Consider the following 25,686-nt stretch of genomic DNA (forward strand, 5'->3'; position numbering starts at 1 on the left):
CACCTCTATTTAGGGATGGTGACGACGAAACAAGCTCCGCCAAGTTCGCCATCTTCCAGTAAAACAGTACCGCCTATTTCCGAAATCATTTGCTTGCTTAAAGCGAGTCCGATGCCTCTATGCGACCCTTCTTTTGTTGAGAAACCCTGGTTGAAAATTTGATCCCCCAATTCCGTCGGGATGCCGGGACCTGAATCTTCAATTTCAAACACGAGGTCGTCGCCCAAATCCGTAAAGAAAATACTTACTTGCCGTTTTGACTCCGCTTCCGTTTTTACGGCTTCCAACGCATTTTCCAGCAAATTGCCCAATACCGTTGAAAGCGTATCTTTATTCTTTTTTGATAAATGGTACGTTAACTTACTTTCCGGATGGATGGTCATGTCGATGCCCAGTTCATTCGCCTGGTTCAGTTTGCCGAGCAATACAGCACTGATCATCGGATCAGGAACTTTTCGAATCAGGAATTGGATCCATTCTTGTTGCGTATGGCTCTCTTGCTGGATGAGTTCGATCGCTTCTTCTTTTTGATCCAGCTGCAAAAGCCCTGAAATGGTGTACAATTTATTCGAGAACTCATGCGTTTGCGCCCGCAGTGCTTCGGTATATTGTTTGATTCTCCGCAATTCCTGTGTTAAGCGTTCAATTTCCGTCTTGTCCCGAAAAGAGGATACCACCCCAATGATCTTATTTTCATAAAAGATCGGAACGCGATTAACATAAACGTTATGGTTCCCGATCAACATTTCCTGATCATATTGGCTTTCTCCACTTTCGAGCACTTCCGGCATCCTCGTATCCGGCAGAACGTCCCGTATGTGTTTGCCAACATACGATTCTGTCTCTTTTTTGTTTGCCAAAAACAACCGTTTCGCGGTTTGGTTCATTAACGTGATCAGCCCGTTTTGATTGACGGCAATGATGCCTTCATGGGTAGATTGGAGAATGCTTTCTTTTTGCAAAAACAAATGGGAAATTTCTTCGGGTTCCAGGTCAAATAGTGATTTTTTGATATGATGGGCGATCATGACAGCCCCCAAAATCCCCACGGTAACGGTCAGTAATAAAACGTACCATAATTCCTGCGTATAATTTGCAATAATGCCCTGAATGTCGTCCACCATAAACCCGACGGAAACCACGCCGATAATCTCCCCATCGTCTGAAAAAACGGGGACTTTCCCGCGCATGGACGGCCCCAGGGAACCTACGGCTTGAGAGACATAAGACTCGCCGTCAATTAACGCGCGATCATTATCATCACCGACCATTCTTTCCCCGATGCGATCCGGCAAAGGATGGGCATAGCGGATCTCATCCGTATTCCCGACAACGATGAATTCAGCCCCCGTATCCTCTCTGATCGGCTCTACGATCGGTTGAATGGTCGAAGCGGGATCTTCTTCAGCAAATGCTTCGCGTAATTCCGGTATGTTTGCAACACTTTGCGCCACATTTAACACGCGTTCTCCCATTTGGTCTTCCAGGGAGTCGGTAAAAAAATAATGTACAAAAAGACCTACAATCGCAAACATCCCAAGGATCAATGCGCAAATAAGCAATATCATTTTTACCTTTAAATTGATAGTCACTTTTGGTTTGGCAAGATTCTTTTTTATGTGTTTGCTTTTGAGGCTGTTCATATCTATGGCGGGCTCCTTGTGATTAATTCGCTCTAAGACGGATTATACATTGAAGACATCCGAAATGATAACCCTTCGATTTCTGGTATAATAACAAATAAAGGATGAAAGGGATTGATACACATGGCCATGCCAAATCCTGTTAACCGTTACACTTATCGTGATTATTTGCAATGGGATGACGGTGAACGCTGGGAGTTGATCAATGGGGTGCCGTACAACATGTCACCTGCGCCTTCCAGAGTTCATCAAAAAGTACTCGGAGAGATATTCAGGGCATTCGGGAATTACTTGAATGATAAGTCCTGCGATGTTTATTTGGCCCCCTTTGACGTACGGCTCCCTTCGCAGGATCAGGCAGACGACACCGACAACGTCGTACAACCGGACATTTCCATTATTTGCGATCCCGACAAGTTGGATGACAAAGGGTGTAACGGCAACCCGGATTTGATTGTGGAAGTGTTGTCTCCGTCAACGGCAAAACACGACCGTCTCCGCAAATTTGAGTTGTACGAGGAAAATGGGGTACAGGAATATTGGATCGTGGATATCAGCAATGAAACCGTCGAGGTGCTTTCGTTAAATCAAGGCCAATATGAAAGGGATAACGTCTACGGAAATGAGGATGAGATAACCACCCATTTGTTTGAATCTTTTTCGTTGGATTTAGGGGCGGTGTTTTCCTGAACAAACATTAAGCATGGATCAATCCGCGATCCATGCTGCTCTTCCCACATCTAACTCTGCACCGCTCCGATATCTTCCAGAATCGGTTCCGTATCATCTTCCAGGCCATCATATTGGCGAATGACCTGGCCTTCCGGGTCGACTAAATAAAACTGTGTGGAGTGAATGATATCCCCCGATTCCTGGTCCGGTTCGACGACGGATAAAAATGATTCTTCCGCTAAAGTCTCGATCTCTTCTTCTTCGTACCCTGTAAGAAAATGCCAGCTGGAAAAATCGGCATTGTAACTTTCACCGTACGATTGTAATTGTTCGGGATCATCGAACTCCGGATCGACCGTAAAGGACACTAACGTCGTATCCAGACCTTCCGTTTCCAGATCACCCTGCAAGCTTGCCATATTCGGCGTCATGATATTACATACCGTCGGGCAGCGCGAGAACACCATGTTCGCCACCCAATACTCGCCTTCCAGTTCTTCATTGGTCACCGTTTCTTCATGCTGGTTCGTATAGGAAAAATCATTCACATATATTTCCGAGTCTGATAGATCTGTTCCATTCTCCGCTGCACCCGATTGATATAACCATCCGCACCCGCTGCTGAATAAAAGCAGCGCGGCGAAAGCAAGGGTTATTTTTTTCATCTGTTTTTCCTCCTCAACGATCACCTATTCTCACATGTTCCGGGATGTCGCTGATCGATGGCTCCCCGCTATCCTGATGGCTGTCTTTTTGCAGCCACTCCTTAAACGAAACGCCAATCGCCATGGCGTATAAAATTTCCTGAACCACTTTCATTAAAATGCCTGCCAATTGTTGATCGGTATAGGGGGGCAATTGCCCGAGAATGCCCATCCCGCCAAACATATCGGAAGAAACGCCTGCATTCGGAGGCAAACAATACGCCATGACGCTTTGCCAATACTGCATATCCGTGTACGTATCAAAGAGCGCGTAACCCGAAAAAATAATCAGGGCACACGCAGGTGTAATCAAAAGACCGTTTCCGAAAATATAAAAAATCCGGGGAAAATCATGGAGATATTGCTTTGACGGCAACGGCGCGATCATATGCCACCACATCATCCAGGCGGCGATGAACATCGCTATTTCATACAGACTGTGAACACCGGGGTTAAGCATTAAGTAATCAAAAACGACCGGAATATGATAAAAGGAAAAAAGAGCATTAAACACAAACAGACATGTTATCGGATGAAACATGACGTTTCTTAACGTGTAGGCATATTTTCCTAACCCTTCGAAAGCCGCGTGCAAAAACCATTTCGGCAAAGCGATAATCATGAGCGGTACTGTGAAAAAATAGGCACAGACCATTTGAATCATATGGATCGTGATCGTCATATGGCCTATACTGTATAAAGGGCTGCCCCACCCTAAATAAAGGCATAAAAGGGCTAGTCCGAATAAAAAATCATGTTTCGGCCGCGGTTTTTGGCCCCCTTCAAACCGAACATACCACTTACGTGTCAGTATTACATACAGGGCTGCCACGACGGCTAATACGATGATGAGCTCAGGTGTCCATAACGCTCGAAAAGTCAATTGTTCGAACATGTCACCCATCCGAAGACCTCCCAAAGTCCATTTCACGTTATATGATAACACATGTAACGAGCGTAAATTCTGAACAAGTTGTTAACGTTTGCTGGATCGTATAACTTGCAAACCTATGCTAACATAAATTATTGTTTCCATATACAATACGATACATTCGTCATTTACATGGATCATGGGAGGTCAAAGTCGCAATGGAAATATATGAGCTACTGAAAGAACATACGGATGAACATATCCATAAAACAGCCGATCTCCTTATGGGACAGATGGCGTCCATCGGCGGCCCGAACGCCTATGACAACATAATCACTGTCATCCGTGCCTCCATGGCAGAAGGCTCAAAAGCACATACGTTTGTGGCCGAGGATAATGGCAGAATTTTGGGAACGGCTTTTCTGAATGTACAGCTAAGTCTCATGAAAGGCGGAAATTTTGTTTGGTTGAATGATCTGTTTGTCCACGTGGATCATCGAAATCAAGGTATCGCGAAAAAGCTGCTTCTGCATATCGTGCACTGGGCAGAGCAACATGACATGAAAGGGATTGAGCTGGAAACAGGCGTCAATAACCAAGCCACAAAAGCCCTCTACAATTCGCTCGGGTTTTACGATGTCGTTTCCAAAAGATATGGCTTTCAATTTTGAGCTTGATGACGAAGAGGCTTTCGCACAGCAGCGAAAGCCTCTTTCTTTTAGCAAAAGGAATCTTTCGATTTCGGTACCGACAAGCCAAACAGGGGACGTAGATAAAGGGCCAAAAATGTTCCCGCGAGAGCCATAATGCCCCAAATATAACCATGAGCACTGAAGGAAGCAATACCGCTAAAATAAGCACCGATGTTGCATCCAAACGCTAGACGGGCTCCGTAGCCCATCATCAACCCGCCGATGACAGAAGCCGCCGCGTTTTTGAATCTGATTTGCGTAAAGCGAAAGAGCCCTCCGGCCGCTGACGCGAGAAATGCACCGAGGATGACACCAAAATTCAGTACCGTGGTCGTATCCGTAAAAATGGAGGTTTGAAGCGCGGCTTCATCGCCCTGCCAGAAACCCCAGCTCGCCGCGTCAAAACCAAGGGCGTCCGCCGCTTGCGAACCCCACAGCGTAAAAGCGTATGTGACGCCCCACGGGCTTTCACTCGTCAGCAACGTAAGCGCGTTGAGAACAGCCAATACAATCGCGGCTGCGAACAAAGGCCAGGCACCGCGAAAGATTCTCTTCCATCCGGAGATCGTAGGTTTGGGCGCTTCTGTCGGCGGGTTCTTTTTCTTTTCAATGACTTTCGTTAGCCAGGCAATCCCGCCAAAGATGGCCAATGAAACGACGAGCGCTCCGCCATACCCGAGACCCGTGGATGTTGCCAACGAGAATGGTTCCGCGGTCGGCATATCCTCCATCCAGAAGTCAAAATGGGCGGCACCAATGACCGAACCGACGATGAAAAAGAACAACGTAATAAACATGACAGAGCGTCCGCCGCCAACGGCATAAAGCGTGCCTGACGCACACCCTCCACCCAGTTGCATACCGATACCGAACATAAAAGCACCGACAAGCAAGCTTACGCCGACGGGAGAAACATTCCCGGAAGCATCACCGCCAAAAAAAGCAAAACCGGTAGCCAGGATAGGAGCAAACAGCGTACAGGCCACCGCGAGCATCATCATATGTGCGCGTAACGACTGACCGTTGCCAACGGAAGCCAACCGCCTGAATGCGGAGGTGAAACCGAAACGGGCATGAAAAAGGGTGTAGCCAAGCCCGAGGCCAATAATCAGCAGTATAGGCTGGACGATATGTTGCGTGACAAGAAGGAAAGTCGCCAACGCCAACGTAACAATGAGTCCGCCGATCACCAATTTGCTCTGCGGCCGGTTGAGAGCAGGCGCACTTTTGCTTTTAACGACCGATTGCTGCTCTGAAATGGGTTGAGCATAAGTCGACATATATTAAACCTCTTTTTCTTATTAATTTAATCAGGATTATGATCATACTATATGAGCGAAATGAAAAAATGTCAACCCTTAAAACGCTCGTTAAAATCCTTATATAATCGTTTATGTCGTCCGGGGGACACTTTTGAAGTTGTACTTTGATCAGCGTGTTCCTCCCGGAGTGCTCGACCTACGTTTGAGGGATTACAACGCGCTTCTGATCCCTCTCGGGGGAGCTCGACCTCCGTTTGAGGGATCACAACGCGCTTCTGATCCCTCTCAGAGTAGCTTGACCTCCGTTTGAGGGATCACAACGCGCTTCTGATCCCTCTCAGAGTAGCTTGACCTCCGTTTGAGGAATCACAACACGTTTTGGGCGCAAATCTTCTTGAGTTCCTCATGATTATGGCCGATGCCTAACCGCTCCCTAAAAGAAGAACGCGGGTCATCAACCGACGTCTCCTACATTTCAATCGTAAACGAACCGGAAGGTTTTGATGGAGAATCATCCTCATCGACCCTCGCGACCGTAACAGCCACGTCCCCTTTATATCTTGTCCCTTCCGTGAGATACAGCGCGGGGATGTCTTCGCTGAAGTTCGTTTCTTCCCCCGGATCCAGCATTAACGTCCCGATGACCTGATTGTACATCATCTCGCGGGAAGAGCGGTAAACCGGTTGATCCTTCTTGCCTTTTTCATACAACCTTACCTCGATGCGCTGGGTTGTATTGAACGTAAGCTCAACAGGATCATCCTCTCCGTTTCCAAGCGTAGCTTCAACGTTGATCCCGCCCTTGTCTTCACTAGCCGCCACTTCAACATAAAGACCTTCTTCCATCGTTTCTTCCCCTCCCCCCTGCGATGGCTCTCCCTGGTCACAAGCCGCGATGAACAACACCGCCGCGACGGTGAATATAAACCGCATCCTCCCCCTCCTCGGTTAATCATCTTTTCTAAACGAACCGACAATATCAGACGTGGGGACTATATTTGTAAACGCTTCGGGGTCAGTTGCTTCTGTGACCTGTCGCAACGTATAAAGTTCATAACGGGTAATCGTGATCATGAGCACTTCTTTTGCAGACTCGTCATACCCCCCTTTAGCGTTCATGCGCGTAATCCCCCGGGTCACATGGGCATGAATCGCTTCCCGTAACTCATCTGCTTTTTTCGTGACGATAAAGGCTGTACACTTGACGTGTCTCGTATGTACCATATCGATGATTCTGGATGTGGCGTAAATGGAAACAAGTGTAAACAATGCCTGATCCCAATTATATGCAAAACCTGCAGCAACGATAATCAGAGCATTTAAACTAAAAAAATAAACACCGAGGGGACGGTCGCTCATCCTTGCCAGCACAAGGGCGATAATGTCAAGGCCGCCGGCCGAGGCTCCGTACCTTAACGGCAATGATATACCAACCGCCGTGATGATCCCGCCAAAGACAGCATTGAGCATAATATCCTCGGCAAGCTGCTGGAACGGCACCACTTCCAGGAAAAACGTCGTTAAAGCCACATGCAAAAAACTATAAAAAGTAAATAGACGCCCGACCTTCTTCCAGCCGAGAATAGCGACGGGAATATTCAATAATAGCAGCATAACCCCGGTGGAAAGGGGTAGGAACCCGGAGGCAAGCTGCGCAACCCCGGTCATACCGCTCGCGAATAAGTTCGACGTCTCCAGGAAAAAATTAAGGCCAATCGCTACAGTAAAGGCACCAAAGATAATGATGCCGATTTTCTGCAGTTCCATCCATAGGGTCGTTTGTCTCGTTATCACTTTCGGACACCTCGTGTATCATTATTCGGGTACACACCCCAAATAAGCAAGGGTAACCCCTTGCTTACAACTCTGTATCCATGACCTTAATGATGGCGTTGCACTTGCTCATTGTCAAGTGATCCCGGTTGGCCGTCCTCGGCGTGTTCCTGATTATAGTAATCAACAGCATAAGTGGAACCTTCCGCAACCATTTCGTTATCGTCGATATCCATAGGGTTAGGATGACCGATACGTTCCTCTAAAGGAACTTCCTCTCCTTCCTGTCCGGTCAGCTTCGCCCATTGTTGCTTCGCGGCGCCCGTAAGTTTCGCCCGTTGATCCGGATTTTTCATTAAATAACCCGCACTTACAGCCGCGGCCGCGGCCGCACCCCAAAATATCTTTCCTTTAGCCATAATCTTCATACCCCTTTCTGAATCGTTTGTATATCTAACCTTTCCCTACTATTGAAAGATTAAACGTCAAATCAAGAATTTAAGAAACCGCATCCCCTTAAGAGATGCGGTTATCGGACACCTATTTATACAGATCAGTGGTATCCTGCACGCGTTTTTCCTCGCCTGTCTTCGTTTCCCCTTCCCAGGAGAGCATGCCGCCGTCAAAATTAATGGCTCTCTCAAGTCCCTGTTCGTTGGCATAGCGGGCCACCTTTTGACTGCGCCCTCCGCTTCGGCAAATAAACACATGCGTTTTGTCTTTATCCATCTGCTCAATATGGTCCGGAATTTCACCCATGGGCAAAAGCGGCACGCCCGGGATATGTCCCCGATCGTATTCATCGGGCTCACGGACATCGACAAAGGCGATGCTCTCATCATTCAGCTTTTTCGCTACTTCATTATGATCCCATTGGGGGATTCCATCTTTTTCACTTCTCATTTCATAACCACCTTTTTTCTAGGTTTCTTCCCCATTTTCCTGATAACGCAAGCGAATGAGGCGGTACGTGTGCATGACGATCACTTTGCCGACAGCGTATGCCGGAACCGCCAACAGCAAGCCGACAAAACCGGCGATATTGCTGGCGACGAGCAAAACGAAAATCACTGTCACCGGATGGATTTTTAACTTGTGACCCATGACCTGCGGAGAAATGAAGACACTCTCAAATTGCTGGATGATGACGACAGCTCCGACGACCAACAAGGCTGTTAACCAGCCATCGAAAATAGCCACAATCACCCCGGGCGCCGTTCCGATCCACGGCCCGATAAACGGGATGAGATTCGTTAACATCGCGATGATCGCCAGAATGAGTGAATAATCCAGGCCGATGATTAAATAAGCGATGTATACGAGCACCCCTACACAAAAACTAACAATAATTTGGCCTTGAATAAAGGAAGCCAACGCTGTGTCCATGTCGCCGAGAATGCGCTCGCCTTCATCTTCCTGTTTGCTCGGCAACAGGCGCAAAATCTGCTTCGGCGCCTTTTCCCCTTCTTTCAGCATATAGAAAAGCACAAACGGCACGATGACGATCACGATGACCACGCTCGTCACTGTGCCCACGACATTCATGATATTATCTCCGATGTTTCCCAGAGAATCGGTGATGTAACTTCCGATCGTTGATGCGATCTCCTCGAGATTAATCGTTTCATCTTCCAGGATGTTTTGCACGAGCTCCGTTTGCATAATCGTGTTGAACCATCCCTGCATTTCCTGAAAAAACAGCGGGGCTTGCTCTACGAGACTGTTAAACTGGTCCTGGATTTCAGGTCCAATCAAAAAAGCAAACAACGTGACAAGACCGATAAACGCTAAGTATATGAGCAAAATCGCTATGCCTCTCGGCATCCAACGATGCAACACATTCACGATCGGGCGGAATAAATAGAATAGCACCCCTGCGACCGCTATCGGAGCAAAAACCGTTTGCAGAAATACGACAATCGGTGAAAAAATAAAGTCAACCAACGTACCCAGATAAACGATCAGTAAAATCAGCGCAATCGCATAACCGATCCTGAAGTATTTCCCCTGCGGCATAACATCACCACTTCTTCCCCAACAAGATTATTTTCTCCCCGTAAACGTTTGCTATTATGCATTATACGCTTATCCACGAACACTAACAACTTTGGCAGACAAGAACTAAGTTGAAAAGAGCACAAAAGGTGCTATTTTCCGGAATAAATCCTTTGACTTTTATGTTACATTTTGATTAAATTAAAAGGAACTATATGATAAAAAGGGGGAAGTTGACTATGAAAAAGAACAGGCTCTTGATGACCATGTTCCTGGTACCGGCCTTGGCCCTGGCCGCTTGTAATGGCGAAGGAGAAGCGCCGGAAGTGGACGATGGGGATCTTCCTGACGGTGACGGCGACGCCGAAACCGATAACGGTGATGATGGTGACGAAGAGGACGGCGGTGAAGAAGCTGCCAATGGTGACGCCCTGCAAATGGGGACCGGTTCTACCGGCGGAACGTACTACGCCCTTGGCCAGGAAATGGCGAACGTCATGAATGAACATACGGACCAACAAGTCAACGCGGTGGCCACGGACGCATCAGTGGAAAACATCGCGAGGGTCTCCGATCAAGATCTGGAGTTGGGTATGACGGTGCATATCCCTGCCATTGACGCCCTTGAAGGAGAAGGTGATTTTGACGGCCAAGTAATGGATAACTTCGGTTTCATGGGCTACATCTATCCGGAAACGAATCAAATCGCCGTTCTTGCCGATGAGGGGATTGAATCTATCGAAGATCTGGAAGGGGAAAGGGTTAACGTTGGTCCCCCGGGTTCTGCTTCCCATGCAGCCTCTGAAATGATCCTTGAAGCAAATGGCCTCGAAGAAGGAGACTATGAAGCCTATGAAGAAGGCTTCGGCGACGGTGCCAGCATGTTGCAGGACGGAAACGTAGATGCCACTTTCGGCTTGCTCGGTCTCCCGGCCGCCAACATTGAAGAATTGGCAACACAGCAAGATATTGATTTACTCGGCATCGATGACGAAGTCCTCGATGATATTGAAGCGAACAGCGAATACGAGCGCATTACCATTGAGTCCGATGCTTACGACTTCCTTGAAGAAGACATCGAAGGCATTGCCGCCTACGCGGTGCTCATCGGGTCCCTGGATGATGTCGATGAAGACACTGCCTACGAGATCGTCGAAGGCTTGTATGAAAATGCAGACGACGTCTCTCACGCTCAGGCTGAGCATATGACGATGGAAGACATCATGCTTGGTTCAGAAGATCTGCCACTGCACCCGGGGGCTGAACAATATTTCGAAGAAAATGATCTATTGGATCAATAAATCATTATGTTAAAGTTGAAGGGCTGGGCAAGCTGCCCGGCCCTTTCTTTAACTTCATAATCATCTCCGGCAAAGGCAGAATACATACTCAGCCTTTAAAGAAAACTTGGCTTATCGCCAAGCCTGGCGAAAGCCTTAGTTGCACTTATGCATGATAAGAAAGTTATACACAACCATTATTGGAGCAGCGCAAACCAATCAGTATAACCAACATATGTCACGATTATACTTTTTGCGCTAAATCAGTTGTTTTCATGGTAGATGGTGGCTACCGGCAGCGTAGCCACATTGTTTCTTATCTGCCAAAAAAGGTGGTGTTTTCCGTGGCCGATCATACACATACTGATCATGAGGAACTGACTGAAGAAGAAAAGCGAGAGCTCATGGAGAAATATGATAAAGAATCCAACAATCGTTACGAACTCGGTAAGTGGATTTGGGTTATCGCGATTCTTGGTATATCATTAACCTCTTTTCACCTGTATACAGGACTAACGGGCTCTTATGGCGCGTTGATCCAGGGGGCTATCCACCTCGGCAGCGCACTTTCAATGATCTATATTTTGTACCCTGCCAATCGACAGGCGAAGAGAAAACCCGGTGTTCCCTGGTATGACGCACTTTTATCCATTATAGCCCTTTTCTCTTACCTCTATGTCGTCTGGAATTATGATCGCCTCGTCAGCGATGCTCTGATCTTCGGCTTTGAGCCATTGGACATGGTTATCTCACTCTTGGCGATTGTTCTCTTACTGGAAGCAACCAGGCGCGCGGTAGGCATGCCGATCGTGATCATCGCGATTTTGGCGCTGTTATACGGCGTGTACGGAAGTGCCAACTGGCTGGGCGTTTTTTCTCACGCCGGCTTTTCCTGGACGGGCATGTCCACACAGTTACTGTACTCGACAGAAGCGATTTTCGGCACACCGATTCAGGTGTCCTCGACGTTTATCTTTCTGTTTCTCTTTTTCGGTGTTTTACTCGTTCGCACGAATATCGGCCAGTTTTTTAACGATATTGCTTTCCGTTTGACGGGGCGCTATACCGGCGGGACCGCGAAAGCGGCAGTGGTGGCCAGCGGTCTACAGGGGATGGTTACCGGCAGTTCGGTTGCGAACACGGTAGGTTCAGGGTCCTTTACGATTCCGATGATGAAGCGGGCAGGCTTCAAGCCGGAATTTGCCGGGGCCAGTGAGGCGACCGCCTCCACGGGGGGGCAGCTCATGCCTCCGATCATGGGAGCGGCCGCGTTTATTATGGCTGAATATGTAGGTATCCCATATAATGAAATTATCGTGTATGCGATCATCCCTGCCGCCCTCTATTTTCTCGGTGTGTTTCTCGGAATCCATTTTAACGCCAAAAAAGATGGCATCGTCGGCCTGCCAAAATCGGAGCTGCCTTCGATCGCTTCCTTTGCGAAACGTTTTGATATGATCGCTCCCCTGGTGACGATTATCGGACTTCTTTTGGCCGGCTACACGCCTACATATGCCGCACTTTGGGGCATTGGGGCTGCATTTGTTATCAGCTTTCTGCGCAAGGATACACGCCTCAGCCTGCTCGGCATTCTACAAACGATGGAGCAGGGCGCACGCGTAGCGCTCCCGGTCATCGCTGCCTGTGCCAGCGCCGGCATCATCGTTGGCATCGTCGTGTTCACCGGACTCGGTGGCATACTCGCTAATGGGATTATTCAAGTCGCCGGCGGGAACTTCTTCCTCGTCTTGTTCTTGACGATGATCGCCTGTATCATTCTCGGAATGGGATTGCCGACGACAGCCAATTATGTCGTGACCGCCTCGGTCGCTGCACCCGCGATCCTGGCATTTGACGTTCCTCCGGTTGCCGCGCACATGTTCGTGTTTTATTTCGGCATTGTCGCCGATATTACACCGCCGGTCTGTCTGGCAGCTTACGCCGGAGCGGGGATCGCGCGAGCCAATCCGATGAGAACAGGTGTCACGGCCTTCAAGTTGGCGATCGCAGCGTTTATCATTCCGTATGTTTTCGTCGCGAACCCCGTTATTGTGCTACAGGGCGACTGGACATTTGCAGAACTGGCCGTGCCTTTGCTCACCGCGATGATCGGTATGATAGCCGTTAGTGCTTCATTAATGAATTACTTTTTTGCTGTACCTACAATCATTGAACGTCTGGTCATTTTTGCAGCCGGTATTATGGCCGTCTATCCGCTCGATATCTGGATTTCGCTTGCCGGCATAGCGATTTTGGTGCTTATCGCTGTCATCCAGCATTTCCGCAAGAAACGTCAGGGACAAGATCCGGAAGCAACGAGCGCTTAAAAAAAAAAAGCCAGCCCTGATGAATAACGAGGGCTGGTTTTTTCATTCCTGGAAAACATCAAAGGCTTCCCACAGATGCTCAAGCTGTTCGAGCCTTTTTTCCACTTTTTCATGTTCGGATCGCGTAATCGCGGTGATCAGCGCGCTTACGATGCTTTGCGGTGCCGCAAATGAATCGATGAACGAATTAATCTCCGTGACCGCCAGTAATTTCCGATCCCCGTAAGGCGTGAGCGGGGAAAGCATGTGATCGGTGATCACGAGTGTTTTGGCCCCTTTTTGTTTCACATATTTCAACACTTCAACCGTTCGTTTCGTATACCGGGAAAATCCGAAGGCGATGACGAGATCATTTTCCTCGATGTCGAGTATATGCTCCGAGACCCCATCCGCCGAGCGCACCATTTCCGTATTTTGCAAAACAAGATCAAGGTAAAATTCCAAAAAAAGCGCCACGCTCGTCGCGCTTCGATACGCGATAATATAAATTCTCTCGGCGGCGATAATGTCTTCGACAGCGCCCTGAAAATCTTTCTTGTCCATCTGCTGCAAGGTTTGTTGGAGGTTGTTTAAGTCATCCGACAGCACTTCACTGACCGTGTCTTCCGGTTTATCCCCGCGTTCGGTCGTCCGTGCAAACACTTCCGCCGACGTCCATTTTCGTTGCAACGCTTCCTGCATATGCCGTTGCAGGTCAGGGTAACCTTCGTAATTTAAAAAAAAGGCAAAGCGTACGACGGTCGCTTCGCCCACTTCGGCATTTTTTGCAAGTTTGGAAGCTGTCAAAAAAGGAGCCGTTTCCTGGTTGCTAATCAGATAATTGGCGATCTTTCGTTGCGATTTACTCATGTCCTGCCGCCTGGCAATCATCTCGTCATAAATGTCATTGGGAGCCATAGCGTTCACCCTCTCTCGAGAGGCAGGTATCTTTACAAAAGTGCTTCCGGAACCACTCTGTCGTAGGCTTGAAGGGTTTGCATCAGTGCTTGATCATCATGGGCGACGGAAAGGCTATAGCGATTCCCCGGCTTTGTATAGACACCTGCTTCAAATAGTGATTTGTCCAGTTTTTTTCTTGAATCATGATCACACGCCTGCATATCGCGGTAGTGATTGATCTCGTTTCTTTCCGTCAATAGTACACTAAACATTGCCCCGCTGCCAACCGTTTTCATGGGAATACCGTGTTTTTTAAATATACGGGAAAGTTCTTCCCTGAATCTGTCTGTACGCATGACAAGGGATTCAAACTCGGATTCCAGTATATCCAGGGTCGCCAACCCTGCCGCCAAAATAAGGGGATGACCGTTGTACGTGCCGCTGTGAAACAGCGCTTTTTCGCACGGTTGCTGCTCAGGGGAAGACTCCCCGGCAAAAATATCGCTTCCGCGCAAGGGTGAACTTCGTTCCATAATCTCCGCTTTCCCGCCGACGACACCGAATGGAAAGCCTCCGCCGACCACTTTTCCTATCGTCGTTAAATCGGGGGTGACGTTATAGATCCCTTGTACGCCCTCCATGGCTGTTCGAAACGCCGTTTTTACTTCGTCAAAGATGAGCAGGATGCCCAGTTTTTCCGTGATCTGCCGCAACTTTTGCAGGAAATGGGATTTGGGAGCGATCACGCCGCCTTCCATCGGCTCGATAATAACGGCTGCCAATTCGTCTTTGTGTTGTTCCAGAATGCGAGCACAACTTTTGGCATCATTAAACGGAAGGATGATCGCATTGTCAACGACCTCGGAAGACATGCCGCCTGAATCAGGGACAGCGTGGGGGCCTTCGTGGAAACCGGCATCGGTTTGCGGAGGGTGAACACTCACAAGCAGCGAGTCAATAGCCCCATGATAATGGCCTTCAAACTTCGCGATTTTATATTTACCTGTCCGCGCCATCGCTAATCGTGTCGCCAGTAAGTTCGCCTCCGTTCCCGAATTCGCGTAACGGATTTGCTCCATGGAAGGAAAATATTTCTGAATACGTCGGGCCATGGTGACTTCGCGCTCATGGGGCGTTCCGAATAACCACGTGCCGTCTTCTTCAATTTGACGCATCATCGCTTCACGAACGTGGGGATGGCCGTGCCCGAGGATTAATGACCCGTATCCCATTAAATAATCGATGTATTCATTGCCATCCATGTCATAGAACCTGCATCCTTCTGCCCTTTGTATGGCTAATGGGTAAGGTGTGAAATGCTTGATGTTGGCGGTCATCCCGCCCGGCATCACTTCCCGTGCCCGTTCCATGTGTGCCAAGGATTCTGTCGTCCGTTCCGTGTAAACCTCGTCAGGATGTACTACTTTGGGGATTGTCATCGTCTTTTTATGCCTCCGTAAAATTTTTATTTCATTATTTAAGTTTATGAATTTCTTATTTCATTATACGGGGAAGACGCATGTTTGTGAACCCATTATTTCATTTTTATTTTAATGAGAAATTATTGATTCATAATTTAAACCGCACCCTTTTTTCGGACAATATCGCGGGTTTCGGATTTCCATTTGTCCGATTTTTAACCTCATTTGGACACTTGGAATGGTTGTCGATTCCTCTTTTGTCCGAATGAATCCTGGATTCGGACAGGTGCAACGGTTTCATCGGTCTTTTTGTCCGAATTCCACATTTGATTTGGACACTTACATCATTCGACACAACATCATACATAATAGGCATTTTTTGTGGTACCGATACGCTTAAAATGCTTATTTAAAATCCTTCTGATATTTTTTCGGCCATTTTGAATCGAACACCAATCGCATATCGCTTTGGTCGTCAATTTGTTTTCCGGAAAAAGAAATTTAAATTCATCGACGGCTCTTAAAACTGCTTCTTCAAACTTTTCAATATGTCCGCATTCATTGCATACCCACTTACTTTCCTTGAAATCTAGAAATGATGGACAGACGGAGCAAACAATACCTTTTTTTAACTGATGGTAACTATAATTGGGCACGCGGGTAAACCGTAAATCGTCTTGGTGACGGGAAATTAAATGAGTAGCAAGCTGTTCCTGCTTTTGATTAATTTTTGCGGGGGACTCATTTAGCTTTTTTATAAAACGATTAAGTTGATTTGAGAAAATAACGGGAAGGCTCATAGAAGCATTGTACAGATAAAATTCGAGGTTGATAAAAACAAGGCGGGCATTAACATTCAGAGGGGATTGCAACCTGTGAAACTGTAGCAATTGTCGAAAGGAGGATTCACTACGGTTTATTTGTTGGAGAGGGTCCTTTATTTCATTACCGGAGATGCCATGCCATCGATCTTCGATCGTATAAAAATCACCTTCGAAATTTTTCACCTCGATAACATAGTTCACGTTCTGAAAAAGTAACAGGGAGTCAATCTGAAAGGCTGTTTCATTATGTTCCAGTAACAAACCATTGATAACGAGGCAATCTGCTTTGAGATCTTTCCGTAACCGGCGATCAAATTGTTTCTCACCTTCAAATCCTTTTTTAACTTTCAAGTATTTTCGTTTTTCTTCTGCCGTAAATGTTTTTCGCGGTTCCAATAATCTGAAATATTTCAATTCAGAAGGTTCTTCACGTTCTTTTCTTATTTGGATTATCTTCACTCCCTTTTTTACTTGTCTTAGTTTAATATTAAGTGAAAAGACGTGTAATAACAAGTTTCAACCTTCTTTTTTCCCAGTTCTGATTCTCCATTTGGGCAAATTTACCCTTGATTTGGACATTTTCACCACATCCATCGCTCCTTTTGTACGAATCCTCCACTCTTTCGGACACTTTAACTCTTCCGGCTCTCTTTTTGTCCGAAAGATCCACCCTTTCGGACACTTTCACCGCATCCGTCCGCTCCTCAGGTCCGAATCCCCCCTCTTTCTCCGTGAAGCGTATCTTTCATACTTTATAGTTTTTTGAATCTTATAATTCTTTTTTGACCTGTAGAATAGCTGCTGCTATACTGGTGTTGGATGTGGGTCCATATTTTTCATCTTGAAAGGAGCGGTTGATATGGCTCAGCCAAAGTACATTACGAAAATTGATCAAATAAAGGAAATTCCCGAGGATGAACGGGAACGTTTAAGGCCAATTACGGAAAAATTTGTGTTCCGTGTCAATGAATATTACTTACAACTCATCAATTGGGAAGATCCTGATGATCCGATTAAAAATCTCGTGATCCCCAATGAAAACGAACTTTCCGAGTATGGGCGCTGGGACGCTTCTGACGAGGATACGAACTACGTCGTTCCGGGGTGTCAACATAAATATGAAACGACGGCCTTGCTCATCTGTTCCGAAGTGTGCGGTGCCTATTGTCGTTATTGCTTCAGAAAGCGGTTGTTCCGGAATGACGTCAAGGAAGCGATGTCTGATGTCGACCCCGGCATTGAATACATCCGTAATCATCCCGAGATCAACAATGTCCTTTTGACGGGGGGCGATCCCTTGATTCTGGCGACGAAAAAACTTCGCTATATCATTGAGGAACTTCGTTCTATCCCTCACGTAAAGATTATTCGTATCGGCTCCAAGCTGCCGGTGTTCAATCCGATGAGAATTTATGAAGACGAAGAGTTGCTCGACTTATTCAGAGAGTATTCAACGCCTGATAACCGTATCTATGTGATGGCACACGTGAACCATCCGCGGGAGCTGACCGCTGAAGCCAAACGAGGATTTCAGGCACTACATGATGCAGGTGTGATGGTCGTCAACCAAACGCCAGTATTAAAAGGGATCAATGACAATCCGGATGACTTGACCGAACTGCTCGATGAACTCTCCTGGGCAGGGGTCACCCCTTATTACTTCTTCATTAATCGGCCTGTCGCCGGGAATAACGACTTTGTACTCACGCTTAAAGAAGCCTATGAAGCGGTCGAGGAAGCCAAGGCACGTACGAGTGGTCTCGGAAAACGCATCCGCCTTTCCATGAGCCATACATCCGGTAAAATCGAAATCCTCGCCATCGAAGACGGAAAAGCGTATTTAAAATACCATCAGTCCCGTGACGGCAATTACGGAAAATTTATGGTTCTCGATTGCCCCGACGATGCGACCTGGTTTGATGAGCTCCCCGGCAATGAAGCTTATTGGAAGATGCCGACGAAGAAAACCGAAGATGTTGTGTCTGTCAATCAAATGTCCGACATGCCCCAAAAAGGACAGCGACGGGCCCCGCGAAAACAACAGACTTCCTGACCGGAAGTCAGAAAAAAAGCGAGTGAAGGGCTCAACCTTCACTCGCTTTTTATTCCGTCATCTTGTTCCGGAGCGTTCCGACCAAGGGCAGATGAACGGACACTTCATCCCCGGCGCGCAAGTATTGCGGCGGCTCCATGCCTTTGCCGACGCCCGCCGGTGTGCCGGTCGCGATGATATCCCCTGGTTCCAATGTCATTCCCCGGGAAATAATATGGATCAAGTCAGGGATGTCAAAAATCATATCCGTCAAGGGTGCCGATTGTCGTGTTTCTCCGTTTACTGTTACCGTAAGATGCTGCTTTGCCAACGTCCGTTCATCTACATCTGTCACGATTACCGGGCCCAGCGGGCTAAACCCGTCCAACCCTTTCCCGAGAAAAAATTGCTTATGACGGGCCTGCAAATCCCGTGCTGTTACATCATTCAACAAGGTAACACCGAATACATGATTCCATGCTTCTTCACGCTTGATTTTCGTCCCTTCGCGGCCAATCACTACGGCCACTTCCCCTTCATAGTCAACCTGATCGGTTACTTCGGGATGGATGCTCACCGGCTGCTCATGGCCGACGATGCTCGTGTGCGGTTTTGTAAAAATGAGCGGGTGTTCGGGAAGGTCGGCGTCATGATCGAGCTCAAGTGCGTGGGCGGCATAATTTTTTCCGACACACATAATATTCTTCGGCGGCTTCGTGATCGGCGCTCGCCGCTCAACCTCATCGATTTTAACCCAAAATGCCTCGTCCTCCCCCTTCGCCAGCGCCTGTTCCATCACTTCTGCCGCGCTATTCAGAAACGACTCGCCGCGTTGGATCGCCGTGCTCATATCGACGGGACACTCGGTGCCCGGCTGTAATTGCCGAAAAGCGTCTGCGAGCACTAAAATTCTCTCCCCATCTTCACTTTCAACCCCGAGCTGTTCTTTATCGTTATGTTTCATGGAAAGGAGTCGCAGCATGTTGATCTCTCCCTCTCATCATTGAAAATATTCCGGATATTGACGCACTTGCGCAAACATAGTCTCCCGCTCGTCTTCATCGGCAAGCACCACATATCCCAAATGCAGTGGTCTCACTTGCCTGAATCCGCAAAAATCACTGATCGCTTTTTTAAATAGATTTTCCATCCATTCCTTCTGGCCGCTTCTTTCCCATACTTCTTGAGGAGCCCCCGTCGTATAAATCATTCCCAACGGCTTCTCCGCCATTTTCGGTATCGGTGTTTCACCATCCAACTCAAAAGCAAATCCAAAAGATAAGACACGATCAAGATAGCCTTTGCCTATCGCGGGTAAACTCCCCCACCAGACAGGAAAAATAAAGGTCACACCCGCGGCTCGTTCTATGTATCGATGTTCGGCGATAATATCTTCCTGATAATGATAATGCTGGGATTGTTCGTACTCGGTCCAGGAAAGGAGGGGGTCAAACGCGAGCCGGTATAAATCACGAACGACCACTTCTTCCCCTCGGGCCTCCCAAGCCGCTCGGTATTCGTCAAGAAGCGCGCGGTTAAAGCTATCTTCACTTGGGTGCATGTAAATGATCAGATGCATATCGCCCTCAACCTGTCTTTACGAGAAACAGCGGCTGGCCATAATCGACAAGTTCTCCGTTCTCGACGAGGATTTCTATAATTTCTCCTTCGGTTTCCGCTTCTATCTCGTTCATGAGCTTCATCGCTTCCACGATACAAACGACAGACGATTCACCAATTCGATCCCCGACCTGAACATAGGAATCCGCGTCCGGTGAAGGGCCCCGGTAAAAGGTTCCCACCATGGGTGATGTGATTTTCTCGGCATTTTCATCTGTAGACGCTCCCGTCGTATCAGCACGGGGCGTCTCCGCTTGCTCTTCTGGTTGGGAACGTTCGGTAGGTGCGGCCACCTGTACCGGCGGCGCCGGTGCTTGCTGCGCGACTGTTTTCGATTCTTTTCGGATGACCACTCCGGAATGGTCCTCGCCGGTGACTTCCAATTCAGCAATGCCGGACTCATCAACGGCCTTGAGTAATTCCTTGATTTCATCGATACTATACATGATGATTTCCTCCTTTTCCTAAAGGTTCTCCTTTTCTGCCAGGAAGGTCGTATCAAATACCCCTGCCCGAAAGGCCTCATTGTCCATAAGCTCAAGGTGGAAAGGGATCGTCGTCTCCACACCTTCTACGACAAATTCTACAAGTGCCCGTCTCATCCGTGCAATCGCCTCTTCGCGGTCAGCACCATGGACGATCAATTTCGCCACCATCGAATCATAATAGGGCGTAATCGTATAGCCGGTATAAACCGCGCTATCGACCCGAACCCCCGGCCCCCCAGGCGGGAGATACATCGTCACTTTTCCCGGGGAGGAACGGAAATTTTTCGTCGGATCTTCTGCATTAATCCGACACTCAATAGAATGACCGCGTACAGAGACATCCACTTGCTCTATCGATAACGGCTGTCCGCTCCCCGCGCGGATTTGCTCTTTAATAAGATCCGTGCCCGTCACTTCTTCGGTCACCGGATGCTCCACCTGAATGCGCGTATTCATTTCCATAAAATAAAAATTGTGATGCTTGTCAAGCAAAAATTCTACCGTGCCCGCGCCTACATAATCGACCGCTCTGGCCGCTTTTATTCCAGCTTCGCCAATCTGTTGCCGCAGCTTTTCATTTAATGCCGGCGAAGGGGCTTCTTCCACCAGTTTTTGATGGCGACGCTGAATGGAACAGTCCCTCTCCCCAAAGTGAACGACATCTCCAAACCGGTCGGCCATAATTTGAATTTCAATATGTCGGGGTTCTTCGATATATTTTTCTAAGTATAAGCCCGCGTTGCCAAAATTGGTCTCTGCTTCCCGATGAGCCGTCTTTAACGAACGGAGCAGATCATCGGCGTCATAGGCAACGCGCATACCTTTCCCCCCGCCCCCCGCGGCGGCTTTCACCATAACGGGATAGCCGATGTCCTTTGCGGTTCTAAGCGCTTGTTTTTCATCGTCAACGAGGCCATCGCTTCCCGGAACGATCGGGACCCCTGCCGCTTGCATCGTTTCACGCGCCTGTGATTTTTCACCCATTTGGTCAATCGCCTCCGCAGACGGGCCGATAAAAGTAAGGCCGTGATCCGCACAAATGTCAGCGAATGCTGCATTTTCAGCTAAAAAACCATAGCCGGGATGAATCGCGTCTGCCCCCGTTTTCGTGGCGGTTGCAATCAAGTTCGTTTTGTTTAGATAACTGTCGGTCGCAGCGCTTGGACCAACGCAATAAGCCTCATCAGCGATGAGAACATGCAATGACTCCTCGTCTGCTTCTGAATACACAGCCACCGTTTCTATGTTTAACTCACGACATGCGCGTATAATGCGGACGGCAATTTCACCGCGATTGGCGATCAAGACCTTATTAATCATGCCTGAAGCGTCTCCCTTCCCTCATTTCATGCTAGGAACCGACCCTTTTGTCCGTCCTCTTAAATTCTAAATAAAAACATATCGACCGTCAACGTTTGCGAGTCCTGTCATTTTCCCACATTATCAAATAGCGAGGGCATTCAGTGTCGAAGCAAGGTATAACGGCGCCACGATTTTTCCCCTTTTTCCCAAGCGATTAGACAAAGAAGGGTTTGTCATCTACACTAAACAGGTATAGACAAAAAGGAAATCTTATGGAGGTGATGATTCATGGCAGATGTAAAGAAAGAAGCAGAACGCTTGGAAGGTTGGACGCTGGAAGGGGAAAAGATTTCGAAAACCTTCTCCTTTGACGGATATCTCGAAGGGATCGCTTTCGTGAAAAAGATCGCGGTCTATGCCGAGGGTGTCCAGCATCACCCGCATGTCACCATCGATCATACGAACGTCACTGTACTATGGACAACGGTAGACCAAGGCGCGCTCACGGAAAAAGATATCGCAGCCGCACGGGCAACAGACAATTTGTTAAAGAGTGACCACGTATAAAATCAGGGGGAGAGACGTGTGCCCTCGCCTCCCTCATTTTGCCATTGAACGCTGAAAGGAGAATCCATAATATGGATTTGTTGGGAATAGCTGCTATCATCGCTGCGCTCGCGTTCGCGGTGCTTGTCATCTATTTGGCGAGAGCGCTCGGCAATTTAACAAATGTGCTCGCCAAGACCGAAGTCACCGTGGAGAAGCTGCCGGAGCAACTGGATGGCATAACAAAGGAAACGGGAACAGTGCTTCATAACACAAATGAAACGCTCCTGGACGTAAACGAGAAAATCGCCACACTGAATCCACTCTTTGAGATGGTCGGAGACGCCGGCGAGGCTTCCCGTAAATTATCATCCTCGCTCGTCGACATGACCGCTTCCTTTAAAAAAGAATCACATGAGGCAAACGACACCTCTCAGCAAAAAGGATTGAGCGGCTTTTACGGACTCGCGGCCTTCATCTATCTTTTAAGGCAAAAAAGGAAAGAAAAAGGCGATTAGAGTGTAGAAAGGTCTCTGCACTCTTTTTTTTTTAAAAAAAGATGAAGGCGAATGATGCGTTGCCTTCATCTCTCTATATATAATACAGGGGGGTATTGTATATGATTTCCTTTTTCCGCTCATTTTAAACCTGTATCATTCATTTCATTGTAAAACCCTGGTCTTTCAAAAACTTCGTCACTTGCTGGCGCCTGGGTTTGCCGAGCAGATTGACCATATTCGCGCCCCAACCGTCTGTTTTGCTGCCTTTCGTCCGTCGCTCATAATAATCACTCGTCTCGCGTTCATAGTCGTCCAGCCCTTCCTGGTAGCGAGAAGCTTCGTAACGATCCTCGTGCAAAATCATCGGCTTCGGAAAGCGCGGCTTCTGGCCGGGGTCCTGGTCCGGATAGCCGAGACAAAGGCCCATGACCGGAAACGTATGCTTTGGAAGCTCCAGCACTTCCGCGACGCGGTGCAAATCATTGCGGACACCCCCGATCATCACTCCGCCCAACCCGTAGGAACGGGCCGCAAGCAATACATTTTCGGCGGCGAGGGCTACATCCACCGCACCGACGAGCACATTTTCCGTTTCTTCCAGCTGAATGTCGGCATTAAATTTTTCACTGTTGATGACATGCTTATGCCAATCGGCTACAAAAACGAGAAAGAGCGGGCTTTCACGCACGTATTTTTGATTGGCCGCGACCTCGGAAATAGCGTCTCGCTTTTCCTGATCGTTGACGCGGATGATCGTATAAGACTGGACATGACTGGATGTCGGTGCCCAGCGGGCCGATTCCACCAGATCGGTCACGATTTCTTCCGAAACAGCGGTATCCTTGAATTTACGAATCGATTGATGCGTTTGCATCAGAGCGCGTGTATTTTCATGATTCATCATTGATCCCTCCCGGTGTCACGAGTTCTCCGTTGCATGCTTCATTTACAATCTCGCCATCCTGCATCACCGTTCGCCCCGAGACGACCGTGCGAACGGGCCACCCTCTTATCGAGCGCCCATCGTACGCGCTGATTTTACTTTTGCTGTGCAGCGCTTCTTTCTGAATGGTGCCCGTTTTTGCCATATCTACGATCGTCACATCTCCGTCGCTGCCCGGGGTAAACGTCCCTTTCCGCTCGGCAATGCCGTAGAGATGGGCGGGGTTTTCGGACATGAGTGCCACGAGACGGTTTAACGTCAGTTTTCCTTCATTCACCACATTAAGCATGAGCGGCACCATCGTCTCGACCCCGCACATGCCGGCGGGAATTTCACTCAGCTTCCCTTCGTATTTTTCTTCTTCTGTGTGCGGGGCGTGATCGGAACAGACGACGGTAATCGTCCCGTCATTCACGCCCTCCCAGATCGCTTTTTGATCTGCTGCGGTTTTTACGAGAGGGAAAATTTTCATATCTTTGCCGACCGTCTCATAATCTTCTTCGTTTAAAAATAAATAGTGGGGGCACGTTTCCACACTCACCCTTTGCCCGGCCGCTTTAGCCCGGCGCACGGCCGCAACACTTTCGGCAGCGGAAACGTGTAAAACATGAAAATGGACACCGGCCGCTTTCGCGAGTGTCAGCCCTGTTTCAACGGTCAACTGCTCGGCGACCCCGGGCCTTGACGCGAGTAAAGCCTGATACGAGTCATCATCCGGGTCTTTTTCTTCCCCGAGCCGGCGAATCAGTTCATGGTTTTCCGCGTGCACCGCGAACAATTGCCCGGTGTTGGCTACTTCCTTCATCATCGCGTACACTTCACCGTCGTCATAAGGCTGAATGATCTCCTCGCTGTCTTCACTCACATTGTAATAGAGTTGAAACGTCTCGCGGTGGATCCCGTAACCCCAGAAATATTTAAACCCGATAACACCTTTTCGATGCATGTCCACAAAATCGGCCCGGTTCAACGGACCGAGACAAATGCCCCAGAGCCCGAAATTCACCGCTGCCTTCGGTTGCAAGTTTTGCACCTGCGCGTCAAAACTTGCCGCATCACGCACCGGCGGCGTCGTGTTCGGCATTTCAAAGACCGTCGTAATGCCGCCGGCCGCGGCTGCCCGCGTCGATGTCGCAAAGTCTTCCTTATGGGTCGGGCCGGGATCGCGGGAATGCACATGGGTGTCGATCAAACCCGGAAGGACGTACTGTCCGCTGGCATCAATTACCTCGCGGGCCTGCTCATTGCTGCCCGGCGCTGTCACCGCGGCCACTTTTCCATCTTGAATGAAGAGCGTTCCCGGGAAAGTTTCTTGACTTGTCACCAGGTAGCCGTTTTCAATTTTTACATCGTACATGCCCATCACCTCGCTTAATCAATATCATCATAAGCACGGCTCCCGCCGGCGCGACGTTGTTTTTGATACTTGCCGTCGTAGGGAGTCGCGGCTTTTTGATCCATTCGGGCAAAAACGAGCTGGGCAATCCGGCGCCCGGATATTAAGCGAATCGGCAGACGATTGGCGTTAAAAAGTTCGAGCGTGATCTCGCCTTCAAAGCCGGGGTCCACCCAGCCCGCGTTTTGGATAAATAACCCCATACGTCCGATGGAACTGCGCCCTTCCACAAAGGCTGTTAAATTTTCCGGTAGTTTTATGTACTCGTTCGTCGTCGCGAGCAAAAAGGAATTCGGCGGAATAATCACTTCATCGGACTCAAATTCGACATATTGGGCCGGAGTATCCAACGCGACCGACTCAATCGCGTTTTCATCAAGTTTTAAATAATGATTCCCAAGGCGAATGTCAACGGACGCGGGCTGAATCTGCACATCATTGACCGGCTCGATGATGAGCTCACCCCGCGCCATCATGGCTTTAATGGTAGCATCTGATAATATCAAAGAGGTTCCT

25 protein-coding genes and 2 pseudogenes are annotated in these 25,686 nt (G+C 48.4%); 7 read left to right on the forward strand and 20 right to left on the reverse strand.

Annotated features, from left to right (window positions below; translation table 11 throughout):
* Nucleotides 1–5: 5 nt before the first annotated feature.
* Entirely contained in the window at nt 6–1,643 is a 1,638-nt protein-coding gene (locus BLS58_RS04870) for an ATP-binding protein (protein WP_090396580.1), read from the reverse strand.
* Between the two features lie 123 nt (nt 1,644–1,766).
* Between BLS58_RS04870 and BLS58_RS04875 the strand changes: the two genes are divergently transcribed.
* Nucleotides 1,767–2,333, forward strand: coding sequence for a Uma2 family endonuclease (locus BLS58_RS04875; protein ID WP_090397040.1), 567 nt, complete (start codon nt 1,767–1,769; stop codon nt 2,331–2,333).
* 50 nt (nt 2,334–2,383) lie between these two features.
* Here the strand turns inward: BLS58_RS04875 and BLS58_RS04880 are convergent, their stop codons facing one another.
* Both BLS58_RS04880 and ctaG read right to left on the reverse strand, forming a co-directional pair.
* Nucleotides 2,384–2,980, reverse strand: coding sequence for an SCO family protein (locus BLS58_RS04880; RefSeq protein WP_090396581.1), 597 nt, complete (start codon nt 2,978–2,980; stop codon nt 2,384–2,386).
* A 13-nt stretch (nt 2,981–2,993) separates the two neighbouring features.
* Complete coding sequence (ctaG, locus tag BLS58_RS04885) at nt 2,994–3,923, reverse strand: cytochrome c oxidase assembly factor CtaG (RefSeq protein ID WP_090396584.1); 930 nt, start codon at nt 3,921–3,923, stop codon at nt 2,994–2,996.
* 185 nt (nt 3,924–4,108) lie between these two features.
* Here ctaG and BLS58_RS04890 point away from each other — a divergent pair, with 185 nt between their 5' ends.
* The gene (locus tag BLS58_RS04890) at nt 4,109–4,561 is read left to right on the forward strand and encodes a GNAT family N-acetyltransferase (protein WP_090396585.1); all 453 of its coding nucleotides are present in this window, start codon (nt 4,109–4,111) and stop codon (nt 4,559–4,561) included.
* Between the two features lie 47 nt (nt 4,562–4,608).
* Here the strand turns inward: BLS58_RS04890 and BLS58_RS04895 are convergent, their stop codons facing one another.
* From BLS58_RS04895 to BLS58_RS04920, 6 genes are all read right to left on the reverse strand, one after another.
* Nucleotides 4,609–5,862, reverse strand: coding sequence for a YeeE/YedE family protein (locus BLS58_RS04895; protein WP_090396587.1), 1,254 nt, complete (start codon nt 5,860–5,862; stop codon nt 4,609–4,611).
* 450 nt (nt 5,863–6,312) lie between these two features.
* Nucleotides 6,313–6,777, reverse strand: coding sequence for a BsuPI-related putative proteinase inhibitor (locus BLS58_RS04900; protein WP_090396589.1), 465 nt, complete (start codon nt 6,775–6,777; stop codon nt 6,313–6,315).
* A 15-nt stretch (nt 6,778–6,792) separates the two neighbouring features.
* Nucleotides 6,793–7,638 carry a YitT family protein gene (locus BLS58_RS04905; protein WP_245723056.1) on the reverse strand — a complete coding sequence of 282 codons (846 nt, stop codon included), beginning with the start codon at nt 7,636–7,638 and terminating at the stop codon, nt 6,793–6,795.
* Nucleotides 7,639–7,724: 86 nt separating this feature from the next.
* The gene (locus BLS58_RS04910; RefSeq protein ID WP_090396590.1) at nt 7,725–8,036 is read right to left on the reverse strand and encodes a hypothetical protein; all 312 of its coding nucleotides are present in this window, start codon (nt 8,034–8,036) and stop codon (nt 7,725–7,727) included.
* A gap of 121 nt (nt 8,037–8,157) precedes the next feature.
* The gene (locus BLS58_RS04915) at nt 8,158–8,520 is read right to left on the reverse strand and encodes a rhodanese-like domain-containing protein (RefSeq protein ID WP_090396592.1); all 363 of its coding nucleotides are present in this window, start codon (nt 8,518–8,520) and stop codon (nt 8,158–8,160) included.
* An 18-nt stretch (nt 8,521–8,538) separates the two neighbouring features.
* Entirely contained in the window at nt 8,539–9,633 is a 1,095-nt protein-coding gene (locus tag BLS58_RS04920; protein WP_090396594.1) for an AI-2E family transporter, read from the reverse strand.
* A 218-nt stretch (nt 9,634–9,851) separates the two neighbouring features.
* Between BLS58_RS04920 and BLS58_RS04925 the strand changes: the two genes are divergently transcribed.
* Both BLS58_RS04925 and BLS58_RS04930 read left to right on the forward strand, forming a co-directional pair.
* Complete coding sequence (locus BLS58_RS04925; protein ID WP_090396596.1) at nt 9,852–10,913, forward strand: TAXI family TRAP transporter solute-binding subunit; 1,062 nt, start codon at nt 9,852–9,854, stop codon at nt 10,911–10,913.
* Between the two features lie 383 nt (nt 10,914–11,296).
* Nucleotides 11,297–13,219, forward strand: a complete 1,923-nt coding sequence (locus BLS58_RS04930; protein ID WP_090397044.1) for a TRAP transporter permease — start codon at nt 11,297–11,299, stop codon at nt 13,217–13,219.
* A 42-nt stretch (nt 13,220–13,261) separates the two neighbouring features.
* Here the strand turns inward: BLS58_RS04930 and BLS58_RS04935 are convergent, their stop codons facing one another.
* The 3 genes from BLS58_RS04935 to BLS58_RS04945 all read right to left on the reverse strand — a co-directional run bounded on the left by BLS58_RS04935 (nt 13,262) and on the right by BLS58_RS04945 (nt 16,856).
* Nucleotides 13,262–14,116: a MurR/RpiR family transcriptional regulator gene (locus BLS58_RS04935; protein ID WP_090396598.1), complete on the reverse strand. Its 855-nt coding sequence runs from the start codon at nt 14,114–14,116 to the stop codon at nt 13,262–13,264.
* A gap of 32 nt (nt 14,117–14,148) precedes the next feature.
* A complete protein-coding gene (locus BLS58_RS04940) occupies nt 14,149–15,537 on the reverse strand; it encodes an aspartate aminotransferase family protein (RefSeq protein WP_090396600.1) in 1,389 nt (462 codons plus the stop codon).
* 341 nt (nt 15,538–15,878) lie between these two features.
* Entirely contained in the window at nt 15,879–16,856 is a 978-nt protein-coding gene (locus BLS58_RS04945) for a nuclease-related domain-containing protein (protein WP_090396602.1), read from the reverse strand.
* 346 nt (nt 16,857–17,202) lie between these two features.
* Here BLS58_RS04945 and BLS58_RS04955 point away from each other — a divergent pair, with 346 nt between their 5' ends.
* Nucleotides 17,203–18,396, forward strand: coding sequence for a KamA family radical SAM protein (locus BLS58_RS04955; protein WP_090396606.1), 1,194 nt, complete (start codon nt 17,203–17,205; stop codon nt 18,394–18,396).
* 49 nt (nt 18,397–18,445) lie between these two features.
* On the opposite strand, the gene BLS58_RS04960 is transcribed toward BLS58_RS04955, so the two are convergent.
* The 4 genes from BLS58_RS04960 to accC are packed head-to-tail and all read right to left on the reverse strand — an operon-like array spanning nt 18,446 to nt 21,803.
* Complete coding sequence (locus BLS58_RS04960) at nt 18,446–19,357, reverse strand: fumarylacetoacetate hydrolase family protein (protein ID WP_090396607.1); 912 nt, start codon at nt 19,355–19,357, stop codon at nt 18,446–18,448.
* A gap of 18 nt (nt 19,358–19,375) precedes the next feature.
* A complete protein-coding gene (locus BLS58_RS04965) occupies nt 19,376–19,954 on the reverse strand; it encodes an NAD(P)H-dependent oxidoreductase (RefSeq protein ID WP_090396609.1) in 579 nt (192 codons plus the stop codon).
* A gap of 7 nt (nt 19,955–19,961) precedes the next feature.
* On the reverse strand, nt 19,962–20,441 hold the full coding sequence (accB, locus tag BLS58_RS04970) for an acetyl-CoA carboxylase biotin carboxyl carrier protein (RefSeq protein ID WP_090396611.1): 480 nt from the start codon (nt 20,439–20,441) through the stop codon (nt 19,962–19,964).
* A gap of 18 nt (nt 20,442–20,459) precedes the next feature.
* Nucleotides 20,460–21,803 (reverse strand): acetyl-CoA carboxylase biotin carboxylase subunit, encoded by a 1,344-nt coding sequence (accC, locus tag BLS58_RS04975; RefSeq protein ID WP_090396613.1) that lies wholly within the window; start codon nt 21,801–21,803, stop codon nt 20,460–20,462.
* Nucleotides 21,804–22,073: 270 nt separating this feature from the next.
* Between accC and BLS58_RS04980 the strand changes: the two genes are divergently transcribed.
* Both BLS58_RS04980 and BLS58_RS04985 read left to right on the forward strand, forming a co-directional pair.
* On the forward strand, nt 22,074–22,352 hold the full coding sequence (locus BLS58_RS04980) for a 4a-hydroxytetrahydrobiopterin dehydratase (protein ID WP_090396615.1): 279 nt from the start codon (nt 22,074–22,076) through the stop codon (nt 22,350–22,352).
* Nucleotides 22,353–22,423: 71 nt separating this feature from the next.
* Entirely contained in the window at nt 22,424–22,849 is a 426-nt protein-coding gene (locus tag BLS58_RS04985; RefSeq protein WP_090396617.1) for a DUF948 domain-containing protein, read from the forward strand.
* 139 nt (nt 22,850–22,988) lie between these two features.
* Here BLS58_RS04985 and nfsA read toward each other — a convergent pair whose 3' ends face one another.
* The 4 genes and pseudogenes from nfsA to dcd all read right to left on the reverse strand — a co-directional run.
* Nucleotides 22,989–23,732 carry an oxygen-insensitive NADPH nitroreductase gene (gene nfsA / locus BLS58_RS04990; protein ID WP_176764624.1) on the reverse strand — a complete coding sequence of 248 codons (744 nt, stop codon included), beginning with the start codon at nt 23,730–23,732 and terminating at the stop codon, nt 22,989–22,991.
* Entirely contained in the window at nt 23,722–25,131 is a 1,410-nt protein-coding gene (allB, locus tag BLS58_RS04995; RefSeq protein ID WP_090396621.1) for an allantoinase AllB, read from the reverse strand. The genes nfsA and allB overlap by 11 nt, the downstream gene beginning before the upstream one ends.
* Nucleotides 25,112–25,192 (reverse strand): annotated as a pseudogene (locus BLS58_RS18320) (hypothetical protein); the annotation flags it as partial. The pseudogene BLS58_RS18320 and the gene allB, both read right to left, overlap by 20 nt.
* Nucleotides 25,155–25,676, reverse strand: a pseudogene (dcd, locus tag BLS58_RS05000) (dCTP deaminase); the annotation flags it as partial. The pseudogenes BLS58_RS18320 and dcd, both read right to left, overlap by 38 nt.
* Nucleotides 25,677–25,686: the final 10 nt, after the last annotated feature.

It is taken from the genome of Natribacillus halophilus, assembly GCF_900100185.1.
In the GTDB taxonomy this organism is placed as follows: domain Bacteria; phylum Bacillota; class Bacilli; order Bacillales; family Marinococcaceae; genus Natribacillus; species Natribacillus halophilus.